The following is a 13,817-nucleotide window of genomic DNA, read 5'->3' on the forward strand; positions in this document are numbered from 1 at the left end:
ACGCGCAACCTCCGCCGCGGTGTCCGGATCGACCACGTCCCTCGATTCTCGGCGCAATGGTGACAATGGTGTCCGAATGGGGTGCCCGGTGGTCGGAATAAGTGCTGATCACGGGGTTGAGCTGCATGAACATGCCATTGGGGACCGAATCCGATTTCGGTGTGGCAGGGTTCTGCGGTGTGGTCCGGGGAGGGGAGATGTCGCCCCGGGCTCGTCCACAGTCGATTCTTCCGATCCCGCGCTGCCGGTGGTCGGAGTTCAGGGAGTGACGATGAAGCGAAAGCTGGGGGCGGCCTCGTTCGCCGTGCTGTCGGCCGTCGCGCTGGTCGCCGTACCGCAGGCGTCCGCCGATGTGCGGGTCGCCGCGTGCGCGACCGTGGCCGTCTTCGAGACCGACGGCTACAACTCGGGCGAGACGCTCAGCTCGTGGCGGGCGTCGGCGTTCAACCAGAACCCGCCCGCGGGCTACGAGATCGTGGAGGTGCCCTACTACGCGGGCGTGTTCCCCGTGGTCGACGCGCAGGCCCTGGACGAGTCGGTGGCCAACGGCGCCGCCGAGCTCGACGCCGCGGTTCGGCGGTACCACGCCGCGTGCCCGGACACCCAGCTTCGGTTGGCCGGGTACTCCGAGGGCGCGGTCGTCGCGGGTGAGGTGCTGGAGATGTACGCCAACAGCACCGTCATCCCGCACGACAAGCTGTCCGGCACCCTGTACGGCAACCCGCGGCGGTCCTTCGGCGACGGCGGTCGCGGCGGGGTCGCGGGCGGCATCGAGACCAACCTGCCGACCTTCCTGCCCGGGGTCACCATGCGCGGCGGCCGGGACTTCGGCGACATCCCGGTGCGCGACGTGTGCAACGAGAACGACGGCATCTGCAACTCCACGAACATGATCACCAACCTGCTGGCGTTCGCCAACGGGCTCTACGGCTACGCCGCGGGCGACCACGCCTACGTCCTGAACCCGGCCGTGGACACCGGCGCGGGCCTCACCCTGCACCCGCAGGCCCCGAGGATCGGCTACGGCGCGCCGCTGCCGATCCCGGTGGGCACGCCGTGGCAGATCCAGCAGCTCCTCGGCGGTGTCAGCCCGCGGCAGGCGGTGGTCACCGCCCGCGACTCGGTGGAGTCGGTGCTCCCCGCCTCGGTGCTCGCCCAGCTCCAGTCCGACCCCTGGTACCAGCTCATCGCCGCGGCCTGACAGCGGTCCCGGGCGACGTAGGGCGGTTGGTGGTGCGGCTCGCAGCCGCGCCACCAACCGCCCTACGTCGTTCCCATAACCTCGCCGAGCCCGCCCAACTGGTGCGGAGTTGGTGGCCCGTGCCAAGGTGCGAGCGGAATTTCGTCACGACGGGCAGGTTTGCGCGTTGGGCTGGTGGGGTATTGGGACACTTTACGAGTCAGAAAGGGGACAGGCCGTGACCTCGTCCGCCGATCGTGCTGACCTGTTGGTGGCCGGGCGTTACCGACTGCTGGAGCCGCTGGGTGTGGGCTCGACGGCCGAGGTGTACCGGGCCCTCGACACCAGGCTCGACCGGCCGGTGGCGGTCAAGGTCCTCACCGGCACCGCCGAGATCAGCGACCCCCGCCGCTTCGCCAACGAGATCCGGACGCTGGCGGGCCTGTCGCACCCGAACCTGGTCGCCGCCTACGACGCGGGCACCGAGGGCGGCACCCCGTTCGTCGTGCTCAGCCTGGTCGAGGGGTGCACCCTGCGGGAGCTGGTCAAGCGGGGGCCGCTGTCCGTCGCCGAGGTCCGCCGGATCGGCGCGGTGCTGGCCGACGTGCTCGCCCACGTGCACGAGCACGGCATCGTCCACCGCGACGTCAAGCCCTCGAACATCCTCGTCGACACCGCGGGTGAGCCGCACCTGACCGACTTCGGCTTGGCCCTGCTCACCGGGGGCACCCGGTTGACCCACAGCGACCAGATGGTCGGCACCGCGGCCTTCCTGGCCCCGGAGCAGGTGCGCGGCTCCGAGGTGGGCTCGGCCGCCGACGTCTACGCCCTTGGCCTGGTGCTGCTGGAGTGCCTGACCGGGCGCCGCGAGTACGTGGGCACCGAGGTCGAGGCGGCGGTGGCCCGCCTGTACCGGTCCCCGGAGATCCCCGACGACCTGCCCGCCGACCTGGTGCGGCTGCTGTCGCTGATGACCGCCCTGACCTCCCGTCGCAGGCCCACCGCCGCCGAGTGCGCGGCGGTGCTGCGCGGTCCCGGCGAGGAGCCGGTCCCCGCCATCCCGGTGGAGAGCGCCGCCCCGGTGGAGACCGCTGTCCTGCCGGTACCCATGCCCCGGCGGCAGGTGCCGCGGAAGTACCTGGTCACGGCGGGTATGGCCCTGCTCAGCGCGGTCGGCACCACGTTGGTCCTGACCGCGGGCAGCACACCCCCGGAATCGGTCTCCTCCCCGCCGGAGCCCCCGGCGAGTTCGTCCCCCGTGGCCGTGGTCCCACCGGCCGTGGGGGTGGCGAGCAACGTCATCACCGGCCGGGACGAACAACCCCGCCAGGTGGCGGACCACCCGGTCGAGCAGGTCGCCCCCGTCGCCCCCGGTGGGGCGGGCAAGCCCGCCGACGTCGCGGCGGACAACAGCGGGCCGGGGAAGAACTCCTCCGCCAACAGCGGTGGGGGGCCCGCGGAGCAGGCGGCGAAGAAGCCCGCCAAGGGGAAGAAGGAGAAGTAGGCTCCCCCTTCCCCGGGCGGGTGGGCGCCTGCTCTCAGCAGACCCTGCCTCAGAAGACGGTGTCCACGTCCTCGCTGATCAGCTCGTCGAGTGCCCGTTCGGCCACCGCGGCGATGGTCATGGACGGGTTGCACGCGGCGGCGGTCCCCGGCATCAGGGCGCCGTCGAGCACATAGAGGCCGCGCTGGCCGAGCACCCGCCCCGCCAGGTCGCACACCGACCCCATCGAGGCGCCGCCCAGCGGGTGCCAGGTGGAGGGGGCGACCGCGGTCGTGTCGAGCAGGACGCCGAAGGTGCCCGCGATGCGGGAGATGCGGGTGTGGATGCGCTCGCTGAGCGCCTTGTCGGCGTCCTTGGGCCACTGCAGGACCGCGTCGTCCTTCGCGGAGTCGTAGACGAAGCGGCCCCGGCCCTGGCTGACGCCGTAGCCGACGAGCATGGTGGTGCGCAGGTTCGGCGTCGGGGGCAGGGAGGCCTGGATGACGGTGTTGGCCGTGGCCGGGTCGCCCCACTCCTTGGTGCCGTAGATGACCGGCCCGCCCTGGGGGGTGCCGAAGTCGTCGGCGAAGTTCGTCCAGGTGTAGATCCGGTCGCCGTTGGAGCCCCAGTTGGTGCCCAGGTCGTCGGGCATGTCCGGGATGTCGCCCTTGGCCGCGGCGCGCATCAGCAGCCGGGTGGTGTTGGCGGTCCCGGCGGCCATCACCAGCGCCCGGGTGGTGATGATCTTCTTCTCCAGCACCTCGCCGCCGGTGCCGATCCGGTCGGTGTGCACCTGCCAGCGGCCGTCCGGTGCCAGCACCACGTCGGTGACGTTGTGCTGGGTGGCCACGATGCAGCGCCCGGTGGCCTCGGCGGCGGCGACGTAGGTGACGTCGACCGAGTGCTTGCCGCCGTTGTTGACCCCGAGGGCGCAGTCGCCGTTGGTGTAGGACGGCTTCATCTCGCCGTTGAGTTCGCGCCGCGCGAAGTCCCAGTCGATCGGCATCGGGATCTTCTCCACGGCGTAGCCCGCGCGCTCGGCGTTGCGCGCGAAGATCCGGGACGCGGCGTAGGTCTTGCTGTTGACCACGTCGTCCGGTGCGACCCGCGGCCGCAGCATGGCGGCGACGCGCGGGTAGTACACGCCGTCCATCCGGGCGTAGTCGAGTTCCTGGGGGAAGGTCGCGTTGAACACGTCGGCTTCGGGTTGCAGCGTCATGCCCTGGTAGACCAGGGAACCACCGCCCACGCCCGAGGCGCACATGATGTCCATGCCGTTGCCCGCGACCCGCTCCAGCAGGCCGGTGTACCGCTCGAACGGCACGTTCGGGATGCCCGGGATCGTCGGCGCGGAGCCGAGCCAGAAGATCCGCTTGTCCGGCGAGGTCGGGTGCGGGAACGTCTCCGCGTCGGGGCCGGTGGGCCAGCGCAGGCCGCGTTCGAGCACCAGCACCGGCACCCCGGCCTGGGCCAGCCGCAGCGCGGTCACGCCCCCGCCGAAGCCCGACCCGACCACCACGACCCGGTGCTCCTCGCGCGTCACCGGCACCCGGCGGGGAGCGGCGATCCCGGTCGCCACCCCGACCGCCGACAACCCCGCCGCCGCGGCGGCTCCCAGGAGGACGGAACGTCGGGTGACAGCGGGCATCAGCACTCCTCGGGGGACGGCGGTGGCAGGGGCAACGGTAGGGAGGGCAACCGAGAGAAGGAACCGATTGCCGGTCTCACTACTTACCGGTAACATCGTCCGGCGTGCGCCCCGCGAGGTCATCGACGTCTGGTCGCGCTGACGCCCGCCGCAACCGCGAGGCCATCCTCCGCGTCGCCGACGAGGCCTACGCCGAGGGCTCCGAGGTCGTCCCGCTCGACGAGATCGCCCGCCGCGCGGGCCTGGGCCGGGCCACCGTCTACCGCCACTTCCCCGACCGGCGGTCCCTCGGCCTGGCCGTGGCGACCGAGCGGCTGGCCTGGCTCAGCCGCGTCGATGCGACGGGGGAGGTCTGCTCGTTCCGGGAGTTGCTGCTCATGGTGCTCTCGGTGCAGGTCGAGCGCCGCTCCCTGGTCAACCTGTTCCGCAACCTGCCGAACCGCTACCAGCAGCAGTACGCCGAGGCGCTCATCTCGGTGCTCAAGCCCGCCTTCGAACGCGCCAGGGAGCAGGGCGACCTGCGCCCCGACATCGAGCTGAACGACCTGGTGCTGGTCTTCGAGATGGTCGAGGCCGCCCTGCTGGCCGACTTCGCCTGCGTCCACGGCGACGAGTCCACCCAGCGCCTGATCAACGTGATCGTCGACGGGTTGTTCGTGCGACCGGGCGCCTGAGCACCCCGACCTGCGCCGCGTACCAAATCCCCGCCCGGCTCTTGACCGCCCGCGCGCACTTCGCACCCGCCAAGGTCTTCGTGTTGCCGGTCACGGTCACGTCTGTCCTAATGGGCTTCCGCCCAGTCCGTCCGGAACGCCCGCCCGGCCGTGCGCGGAACCAGCACCAACATGAAAGAACCTGCCGGAAAGGCACTCGCATGACCCCATTGCGCACCGCGCTCGCCGCAACAGCCGCCTGCGCGGCCGTCCTCGCGGCCGCGGTCCCGGCGTCCGCGGACCCGGCCATCCCCAGCTTCGTCGTTTCCTTCACCTACACCAAGCTCGCCCCCGAGGCGACCCCGCCCGGGGCCAACGACTGGGCGTGCCGCCCCGACGCCCGGCACCCCCGGCCGGTCGTCCTCGTGCACGGCACCTACGAGAACCGGTACAACGACTTCGCCGCCATGTCACCGGCACTGGCCGCCGACGGGTTCTGCGTCTTCGCGCTGAACTACGGCGACACCGACGACAGCCTGGCCTCGGTGCCGCCGTCGATCAAGGCGACCGGCGACATCCGCCGCTCCGCGCGCGAACTCGGGGCCTTCGTCGACCGGGTGCGCGAGGCGACCGGGGCACCCCAGGTCGACATCGTCGGGCACTCGCAGGGCGGGCTGATGCCCCGGCGGTACCTCAAGGACGGCGGCGCGTCCGCCGTGCGCAACCTGGTGACCCTGGGCGCCACCCACCACGGCACGACGCTCGACGGCATCGCCACCCTGGTGGACACCCTGGGGCTGCTGGGGTTCACCCCGCCCGCGATCGGCAAGGCCGCCGCCCAGCAGGTCGTCGGTTCGGAGTTCCTGCTCGACCTCAACGCCGGGGGCGACACCGTGCCCGGCGTGTCCTACACGGTCATCGCCACCCGGTTCGACGAGATCACCACGCCGTACCGGTCCACGTTCCTCAGCGCCGGTCCCGGTGCCCGGGTGAACAACGTGACCCTGCAGGACGGCTGCCTGCTGGACCTGTCCGACCACCTGACCATGACCTACTCGCCCCGGGCCATCGGCATCGTCCGCCGCGCCCTCGACCCGACCGCACCCGCACCCCCCTGCCTGCCCGCCCTGCCGCTCCTCTGATCGACTCCCCGTGCGGGACCGGTCGCACGGGGCGCACGCGGTACCGGAATGCGCGGTGCCGACCATGAGGGTGGTCGGCACCACGCATTCCGCTGTGCTCACAGCTCCGCGTTGATCAGTGCCTCCACCAGGGTGCGGCCGGTGCCGGTCAGCTCGACCAGTCCGCGCGCCCGGTCCACCCGGGCCAGGTCCCGCCCCGCCAGCCGGTCGAACGCCGACGCCCACGGTTCGGCGAACAGCGACCGGCCGAACCGGGCCCGGTGCAGGTCTTCGCGCAGCGGTCGCAGCGTGGTCAGCGCCATCTTCACCGCTCGGGCCGCTTGGGCCTCCGGGGTGAACCGGGTGGCCGAGCCCAGGGGGATGCGGCCCTCGCGCACGGCCTGGGCGTAGCGGTCGCGGTTGGTGTCGGTGATCGCCTCGGAGGCCCGGCAGGAAGAGCTGCCGCCGAGCCCGATGGCCACCTCGGCCTCCTGCTTGTCCTGGTCGACCATGATGGCCTTCCACTTCTCCGGTGGCAGCCCGGACCGGGCGAAGTACATCGTCGGGTGCTCGGTGTACCCGGCGGCGGTCAGGCCCTCGGTGAGCAGTTCGCGCATCTGGTACTGCTCCCCGAGGGAGGGCCAGTGGTGGCCGGTCTCGCCGAGCCTGCGGCGGTAGTCCGGGAACTGCCAGGCGGCGGGCTTCTCGCCGGTGACGCCGGTGCGGGTGTCCGCGTAGGACATCAGGTGCAGCTTGGTGCACACCACCGCGTCCACCCCGTGCTCCAGCACCACGTCCAGGTCGCGGCGGACGCTGTCCACGGTCTGGTCGAGCAGCCCGTACATCAGGTCGATGCTCGCCCACTCGAAGCCGAGCGCGCGGGCGTTGCGCACGAAGTCCACGCACATCGCCGACGAGTGCTCCCGGCCGCACTCCCGCAGCACCGTGTCGTCGAAGGACTGCACGCCGCTGGAGATCTTGGTGCAGCCCAGTTCGCGCAGCAGTTCCAGCTTCTGCGGGGTGAACGTGCTCGGGTCGCCCTCGAAGCGGATCGTGGTCTCGGCGGTGAAGCCGAAGTTCTCCCGGTAGAAGTCCAGCAGCCTGCGGATGGCGTGGGCGGGCAGCATCGACGGGGTGCCGCCGAAGACGTTGAACTCGCCGACCGGTGCGCGGCGCAGGTTGGGCACCGCGTCGAGCCACAGCCGGGCCTCCTGGATGTTCCAGTCCACCCACTGCGCCGCCTTGGTGTCCATCACCTCCGGTGCCCCCTTGACCAGCACCACCGGGTACTGGCAGAAGCGGCACCGGTAGGCGCAGGTCGGGATGTAGGACCACAGGTGGATCGGGGCGGTGTCGGCGAGTTGGGCGTCGAGGTCGGCCAGGAACGCCTCCGGCGGGTGACCGGGCACGTTGCCGGGGAACACGTGCGCGCCGAACGGGTCCTCCTCCAGGTACTCCAGCAGGTGCGCGTTCACCGGGTCGGCCAGCGCGTCCAGCACGGCGGGCCTCGGGTACGCCGGGTCCAGCCGGTGCAGCGACTCGCGGGCGGTCGACATCAGAACACGCCCCCGTTGCCGAAGTGGTTGTGCGCCTCGCCGGATTCGCGGTCCTCGCAGTAGTAGCGCACGAACTCGGCGAACCGCTCCTCGGGCACCTCGCGCAAGCAGTCCGGCAGCGGCGGCGGGGCGCCGATGTCCTCGCCGACCGTGCGCCGCAGCACCGCGAACAGCTCCTCGCGGAACTCCAGGTAGAGCCGGTAGGACGGGGTCTTGTAGGTGTGGATGGGGGTGAAGTCGACCACCCGCATCTCGTCGCGGATCTCCGCGATCCGGTCGCGCAGCCGGGCGGCCAGGTCCGCCCCGAAGAAGTCCACGACCCGCTGCTCCTCCAGCAGAGCCGGGGTGAGCAGCACCGGCAGCACGACGTTCTTCGGGGTGAAGTCCTTGATCGAGAACTCCCAGGCCTGCCGCGCCTCGGCCGGGGTGAGGTCGCTGTCGCGGGCGGGCGCCGGGTCCGCCACCCGGATGTCGCGCATGACGATGATGCCGTCGTTGCCGTAGGCGCGACCGGTGATCACCTCCTCCAGCGCGTGGTTCACCCGCCGCGGGTTGATCTCCACCCGGGACCTCGGGGCGTAGGCGATGTCGTGGCCGCTGCTGCGCACCTTGATGCCGAAGTCCCAGTCGTCGGAGAGGTGGTTGACGAACCGCCCGTCCTGCACCTGGTAGAAGACCTCGATCCCGCCGACCGCCGCGTACGCCTCCCGCTCCACGGCGAAGCCCTTGCCGTCGGGGAACCCGCCGAACACCGACCAGGCCACCACCCGGCAGCGCAGCGTGCGCTGGATCGCGTCCCACAGCCGCGGCCTGCCCGCGAAGTGCTCGGCGGTGTAGTAGTAGTCGCACACCCCGATGGCGGCCTTGCTGGACTCCATGGCCGAGAACAGCTCCCACAGCCAGTCCGGGTCCACCACGCAGTCCGCGTCCGCCGACACCAGGTAGCACCGCTCGTCCGGGTCGGCGAACGGCCGCGCCCGGCTGCGGTGCACCGCGAAGTCCATGCCCGCCCGCCGCGCGCACGACACGCCCTGCTCCGCCTCGGTGATCAGGTGCACCGCGAGGTCCGGGTGCGCCTCGGCGAACCGGCGGGTGATCGCGGCGGTGTCGTCGGTGGAGTTGTTGTCCACCACCACGACCTCGAACAGCTCCCGGTCCAGCGGACCGCCCGGGCCGCGCTGGTCGCGCAGCCCGACTAGCACCCGCTCCAGGTGCGCGGCCTCGTTGAACACCGGCAGCACCACGCTCAGCCGGGTGCGCGCGCCCATGGGCGCCGGGAACAGCCGCGCGACCGCCTCGCCCACCCGGTCCTGGCCGAAGTGCCCGGCACCCAGCCGGTGGTTGTGGGTCATGACCGCGTTCCACCTCTCCCGATCGGTGATCAGCTCCGCCACCTCGGCCACGAACTCCCCGGTGGGCAGGTCGTGCGCGGTGACGTCGAGCAGCGGCGCCCGGAACCCGAGCCTGCCGTAGACGGCGTCGTACAGCTCGTAGCGGCTCGCGGCGTACGGCGTGCCGGAGGCGATCGCCTCACCAACCGGGTTGCCGTAGCTCTCGTAGTCGTAGGAGGTCAGGAACAGCGCCAGGTCAGCGTGCGCGAGCAGGTCCCGCACGCTGTACCGATCACCGGGGGAGTCGTAGGGCGCGAGCCTGCCGCCGAACACGACCCGCTCGCGCACCTCCAGTTCCTCGGCCAGGGCGACCAGGCGGGCCTGCTCGGGTGCGGATTCGGTGGGGTCACCGGCCACGAACAGCACCGCGTCCACACCCCGGGCGAGCAGCCCGGCGAGCAGGTGCAGGTCCCGGTCGACCCGCTTCTGCGGGATGATCCGGGTGAACCTGGCCAGCAGCGCCGCGCCCGCCGGGATGCCGAAGTCGGCGCGGAACCGGGCGTTGCGCCCGTCCACGCGGGCGGGCGCGTGGGTGAAGGTGTTGGGCAGCACGCTGATGTTGCCCAGCCCGGGGACCCATTCCCTGGTGCGGCGCAGCGCGTGCTCGTGCAGGGCGAAGTAGTGGATGTGCTGGCTGTCGCGGGGGCGGGGGGTGGTCGGGTGCGGGAACGCGCCGTACTTGCCGGTTCCCGGTTCGCTCTGCCACATCAGGTCGTGGTCGCGCCAGAACACGAAGCGGCCCAACCGGTGCCGTGCGCCGTACCGCTCGATCGCCAGGTAGAGCGCGGTGGTGTAGGTGATGTTCTCCGGCAGGGTCCCGTTCTCCACCACGACCAGCGTGACCCCGCACTCCTCCCAGGTCGCCACGATCCGGTCGGCGACCGCCTCGGCGACCCGCCGCACCCGGGGCAGCAGCGCCTCGTCCCCCGCCGCCACGACCTCGCTCAGCACGCGGGCGACGAACTCCTGGTCATAGCCGGGCACGGTGTGCAGGTCGGCCACCCGGTCGAGGGTGACCCAGTCAGGCAGCAGGTCGGCTTCGCCGTCGTAGGGGCGGAAGAACCGGTGCTTGTCGGCCTTGATGTCGTAGCCCAGGTCCAGCCGGACCCGGTGGCCCCGGCGGGCGAACTCGCGGGCGACCTTGACGAACTCGACCACGACCCCGGAGATGGCGGCCCCGTCGAAGGACACACCCCACAGCGTCGGCGCCGATGTCACGCCTCCCAGTATCGGGTTCGCCGGGTGGGCGCACCACCCGCCACTCGGGCCGGATCACGGGGAGCCGGGGTCAGCGGGGTGTCAGCGCTTCTCCCGGACCGCCTCGACCGTCTCGACCATCGCGGGGTCGATCGGGCGCGTGCCGGTGGCGGTGAGGTGCAGGTGCCGCAGGAGCAGGTCGGCCAGCCGGGTCGGGTGCAGGCCCGGTTCCTTCCGGGAGAACCGGTAGCGCAGGGCGGTCAGGCGCAGGGCCAACCGGAACGCCGCGGCCGGGAGCACCTTGACCGGGCGGGGACTGCCCGCCGCGGCGGCGAGCCCGCCGATCATCTCCGCCCAGGTCAGGTTCCCGTCTGCCGCCGGGAGGTCCGCACCGGAGGCCGCTTCCAGGGCGTCGACCGCGATGTCCGCGACGGTCTCCGCGGTGGTCACCGCCGTGCCGCCGGTCGGGGCCAGCAGCGGGGACTTCGAGCCGACCCAGCCGACCAAGCCCTCCGCCCACGCCGGGAACCGCTCACCCGCGCGGCCGAACACGAACGGCACCTCCACGACCGCCACCGGCAGGCCCGGCCCGGCCGCCGTCCGCCCCTCCGCCGCCTGCGCGACCCGGCTGCGGATGTAGGGGTGGGCACCGGCGAGGTCCCACTCCGGGTGCTCCCGGTTGAAGTGCGTGAAGTACGAGCCGAGCACGACCGCGCGGGTCACGCCCGCCTGCCGCGCGGCGGTGAGCAGGGTGACGACCGGGACGACGTTGCCCGCGTGGAACGCCGAGTACGCGGGCCGCGCGGGCACCTCGCGGTCGTCGGCACCGGCGGCGAACACGACGCCGTCGCAGCCGGTCAACAGCGGCAGCCAGGTCTGCACCTCGGCCGTGGTGGCGTCCACCGCGTGGTCGATCCCGTCCCGTGCTGTGCGCGCGACCGCGACCGCGGTGTGCCCGGCCGCGTGCAGCCGGGTCACGATCTGCCGACCCAGCAGGCCACTTGCGCCGACCACGAGAACCCTCATGGGGGACGATGATCGCACCGCGCCCCCGCGGTCGTCGCGCGGGTGCCCGATGGTGAGTATTGCCGAGCGCCCGGCTCCGCACTTTGGTAGACCGGTCCACGACAACGGCGGCCACCGGGCCGCCGGGGGACTGGGGGATGCCCGTGAGCTGCCGCATCAGCGAGATCGTCGTCGACGCCCGCGACCCCGGGCGGCTGGCCCGCTTCTGGTCGGACGTGCTGGGCTTCGTCGAGCTGTCGCGCGAGGACGGCGCGATCGAGATCGGCCCGGCGTCCGGCTTCGGCGGCCCGCAGCCCACCCTGCTGTTCATCCCCGTCGCCGAGCCCACCCCCGGCAAGCTGCGCCTGCACTTCGACGTCAACCCCACCGACGGCGACCAGGAGCGGGAGCTGACCCGGCTGCTGGAGCTGGGCGCCCGCCCGACCGACGTGGGTCAGGCCGACTCGGCGAGCTGGCACGTGCTCGCCGACCCGGAGGGCAACGAGTTCTGCCTGCTGCGCCAACGGCTCGACCAGGCCTGACGGCTCACCCCACGACCAGGATGTGCAGGTTGCGCGGGCCGTGGACGCCCTCGACCCGGTTGAGTTCGATGTCGCTGGTGGCGCTGGGCCCGCTGATCCAGGTCTGCGGGCGGCGCGGGTCCAGCGCGGCGATGGCGGCGGGGACGTCGGGGACCACCCGGTCGGCGCGAACCAGGCACAGGTGGGTGTCGGGCAGCAGGGTCAGGGCTCGGCGGCCCTGGCCCGCGGTGTGGTCGAGGACGAGAGTGCCGGTGGTGGCGATCGCCAAGGCGGCGGTGGTGACCACGGCATCGACCCGGTCCAGTTCGGCGGTGCTCTCGCCCGCGTCCACGGGTATGGGCAGGGGGTAGGGGAAACCGGGCGGCACCAGGACGCGGGTGAGGCCGCCCAGTGCCGAGGCGACGGCGGCGGGGACGTCCGCTTCCGCGCACCGGACCACGTGCGCCCGGTAGTCGGCGGCGCGCTCGACGAACAGGCCGACGACGTCGGCGGGCGGCGGGGCGTCCCGGTAGGCGCGCGGCACCGGGGTGTCCGCGCGGTCGGCGCCCGCCAGGGCGCTGCGGACGGCGGCCAGGATTTCCTCACGGGCGCTCATCGGCGGTCCTTCCACCAGTTGCGGAACGAGCGGCGCGGTGGGGCGGGCAGGTCCCGGGCGCCCGTCCACAGCGACCCCGGCCACGGCAGCCACCCCAACGCCCGCCGCCCGCCCGGCAGCACCCGCCGCCCCAGCCGGGAGGCCAGCCCGCTCGCGCCCTCGGCGGCGGCGAGGCGGCGGGCGTCGCCGAAGAGCCAGCCCGCAGTGCGCATGGCCAGGACCTCCGCCGACGGTGGACCCGACCGGTGCGCGTCGACCACCCGGGAACGCAGGTGGACCAGCACCTCCGGGATGTCGATGCGCACGGGGCAGACCTCGAAGCAGGCACCGCACAGCGTCGACGCGTACGGCAGCGAGTCGGTCTGCGCGTCCTCGCCGACCCCCTTCATCAGCGGGTTCAGGATGGCCCCGATCGGCCCCGGGTAGACCGACCCGTAGGCGTGGCCGCCGGTGCGCTCGTAGACCGGGCACACGTTCAGGCACGCCGAGCAGCGGATGCAGCGCAGCGCCTGCCGCCCCACCTCGTCGGCCAGCACCCTGGTCCGCCCGTTGTCCAGCAGCACCACGTGCATCTCCTGCGGCCCGTCCCCGGGGGTGACCCCGCTCCAGGTGGAGGTGTACGGGTTCATCCGCTCCCCGGTGCTGGAGCGGGGGAGCAACTGGAAGAACACGTCGAGGTCGGACCAGGTGGGCACGACCTTCTCGATGCCGACCACGCTGATCAGCACCTCCGGCAGCGTCAGGCACATCCGCCCGTTGCCCTCGGACTCGACCACCACCAGCGTCCCGGAGTCCGCCACGGCGAAGTTCGCCCCGGACACCGCGACCTTCGCCCGCAGGAACTTCTCCCGCAGGTGCCGCCGCGCCGCCGCGGCCAGTTCCGCCGGTTCGTCGGACAGGCCCTCGGGCGCGGGCATCCCGACCGAGCCCATCTTGTCGCGGAACAGCTCGCGGATTTCCGCGCGGTTGCGGTGGATGGCGGGCACCAGGATGTGGCTGGGCAGGTCGTCGCCGAGTTGGACGATCAGCTCGGCCAGGTCGGTCTCCCAGGCGGCGATGCCGTGCTCGGCCAGCGCCTCGTTCAGGCCGATCTCCTGGGTGGCCATGGACTTCACCTTGACCACCTCGTCCACCCCGTGCCCACGGGCGATCGAGGCGACGATCGAGCAGGCTTCGGCGGCGTCCCGCGCCCAGTGCACGGTGACCCCGTTGCCCTGCAACGACTCCTCCAGCCGCAGCAGCGTCTCGTCCAGCGAGCGCAGCGCGTTGTCCTTGATCGCCGCGCCCGCCAGCCGAAGCTGCTCCCAGTCGTCGACCTCGGCCACCACACCCGCGCGCTTGCCGCGGATGGTGCCGGTGGCGTGGGCGAGGTTGTGCCGGAGCTGGCTGTCGGCCAGCGCGGCGCGCGCCGCGGTGGGGAACGGGGGCATCCCCAGGAACGTGCCG

Annotated in this window: 11 protein-coding genes; 5 read left to right on the top strand and 6 right to left on the bottom strand. The window is 72.5% G+C overall.

Annotated features, from left to right (window positions below):
- Positions 1–271 precede the first annotated feature (271 nt).
- Complete coding sequence (locus DFQ13_RS03330; protein WP_181399815.1) at positions 272–1,201, top strand: cutinase family protein; 930 nt, start codon at positions 272–274, stop codon at positions 1,199–1,201.
- Between the two features lie 217 nt (positions 1,202–1,418).
- Positions 1,419–2,684, top strand: a complete 1,266-nt coding sequence (locus DFQ13_RS03335) for a serine/threonine-protein kinase (protein WP_181399816.1) — start codon at positions 1,419–1,421, stop codon at positions 2,682–2,684.
- 49 nt (positions 2,685–2,733) lie between these two features.
- Here the strand turns inward: DFQ13_RS03335 and DFQ13_RS03340 are convergent, their stop codons facing one another.
- Positions 2,734–4,311: a GMC oxidoreductase gene (locus DFQ13_RS03340; protein ID WP_110078832.1), complete on the bottom strand. Its 1,578-nt coding sequence runs from the start codon at positions 4,309–4,311 to the stop codon at positions 2,734–2,736.
- A gap of 104 nt (positions 4,312–4,415) precedes the next feature.
- Between DFQ13_RS03340 and DFQ13_RS03345 the strand changes: the two genes are divergently transcribed.
- Together DFQ13_RS03345 and DFQ13_RS03350 are read left to right on the top strand one after the other, a co-directional pair.
- On the top strand, positions 4,416–4,985 hold the full coding sequence (locus DFQ13_RS03345; protein WP_035290346.1) for a TetR/AcrR family transcriptional regulator: 570 nt from the start codon (positions 4,416–4,418) through the stop codon (positions 4,983–4,985).
- Between the two features lie 200 nt (positions 4,986–5,185).
- Complete coding sequence (locus DFQ13_RS03350; RefSeq protein WP_110078735.1) at positions 5,186–6,106, top strand: esterase/lipase family protein; 921 nt, start codon at positions 5,186–5,188, stop codon at positions 6,104–6,106.
- Between the two features lie 98 nt (positions 6,107–6,204).
- Here DFQ13_RS03350 and DFQ13_RS03355 read toward each other — a convergent pair whose 3' ends face one another.
- The 3 genes from DFQ13_RS03355 to DFQ13_RS03365 all read right to left on the bottom strand — a co-directional run bounded on the left by DFQ13_RS03355 (position 6,205) and on the right by DFQ13_RS03365 (position 11,255).
- Complete coding sequence (locus DFQ13_RS03355; RefSeq protein WP_110078736.1) at positions 6,205–7,641, bottom strand: radical SAM protein; 1,437 nt, start codon at positions 7,639–7,641, stop codon at positions 6,205–6,207.
- A complete protein-coding gene (locus DFQ13_RS03360; protein WP_233438241.1) occupies positions 7,641–10,250 on the bottom strand; it encodes a glycosyltransferase in 2,610 nt (869 codons plus the stop codon). Before DFQ13_RS03360 ends, DFQ13_RS03355 begins: the two co-directional genes overlap by 1 nt.
- Before the next feature lie 81 nt (positions 10,251–10,331).
- A complete protein-coding gene (locus DFQ13_RS03365; protein WP_110078737.1) occupies positions 10,332–11,255 on the bottom strand; it encodes an NAD-dependent epimerase/dehydratase family protein in 924 nt (307 codons plus the stop codon).
- A 143-nt stretch (positions 11,256–11,398) separates the two neighbouring features.
- Between DFQ13_RS03365 and DFQ13_RS03370 the strand changes: the two genes are divergently transcribed.
- Entirely contained in the window at positions 11,399–11,776 is a 378-nt protein-coding gene (locus DFQ13_RS03370) for a VOC family protein (RefSeq protein ID WP_110078834.1), read from the top strand.
- Positions 11,777–11,780: 4 nt separating this feature from the next.
- Here DFQ13_RS03370 and DFQ13_RS03375 read toward each other — a convergent pair whose 3' ends face one another.
- Entirely contained in the window at positions 11,781–12,371 is a 591-nt protein-coding gene (locus DFQ13_RS03375; protein WP_110078738.1) for a LutC/YkgG family protein, read from the bottom strand.
- Positions 12,368–13,801 carry a lactate utilization protein B gene (locus tag DFQ13_RS03380; protein WP_110078835.1) on the bottom strand — a complete coding sequence of 478 codons (1,434 nt, stop codon included), beginning with the start codon at positions 13,799–13,801 and terminating at the stop codon, positions 12,368–12,370. Before DFQ13_RS03380 ends, DFQ13_RS03375 begins: the two co-directional genes overlap by 4 nt.
- Between the last annotated feature and the right edge of the window lie 16 nt (positions 13,802–13,817).

It is taken from the genome of Actinokineospora spheciospongiae (assembly GCF_003182415.1).
Taxonomy (GTDB): Bacteria; Actinomycetota; Actinomycetes; order Mycobacteriales; family Pseudonocardiaceae; genus Actinokineospora; species Actinokineospora spheciospongiae.

Excerpts from the sequence above, each read along its gene's own strand:
- DFQ13_RS03375 (WP_110078738.1), bottom strand. The coding sequence starts at position 12,371 with ATGAGCGCCCGTGAGGAAATCCTGGCCGCCGTCCGCAGCGCCCTGGCG.
- DFQ13_RS03350 (WP_110078735.1), top strand. The coding sequence starts at position 5,186 with ATGACCCCATTGCGCACCGCGCTCGCCGCAACAGCCGCCTGCGCGGCC.
- DFQ13_RS03330 (WP_181399815.1), top strand. The coding sequence starts at position 272 with ATGAAGCGAAAGCTGGGGGCGGCCTCGTTCGCCGTGCTGTCGGCCGTC.
- DFQ13_RS03340 (WP_110078832.1), bottom strand. The coding sequence starts at position 4,311 with ATGCCCGCTGTCACCCGACGTTCCGTCCTCCTGGGAGCCGCCGCGGCG.
- DFQ13_RS03380 (WP_110078835.1), bottom strand. The coding sequence starts at position 13,801 with ATGCCCCCGTTCCCCACCGCGGCGCGCGCCGCGCTGGCCGACAGCCAG.
- DFQ13_RS03355 (WP_110078736.1), bottom strand. The coding sequence starts at position 7,641 with ATGTCGACCGCCCGCGAGTCGCTGCACCGGCTGGACCCGGCGTACCCG.
- DFQ13_RS03365 (WP_110078737.1), bottom strand. The coding sequence starts at position 11,255 with ATGAGGGTTCTCGTGGTCGGCGCAAGTGGCCTGCTGGGTCGGCAGATC.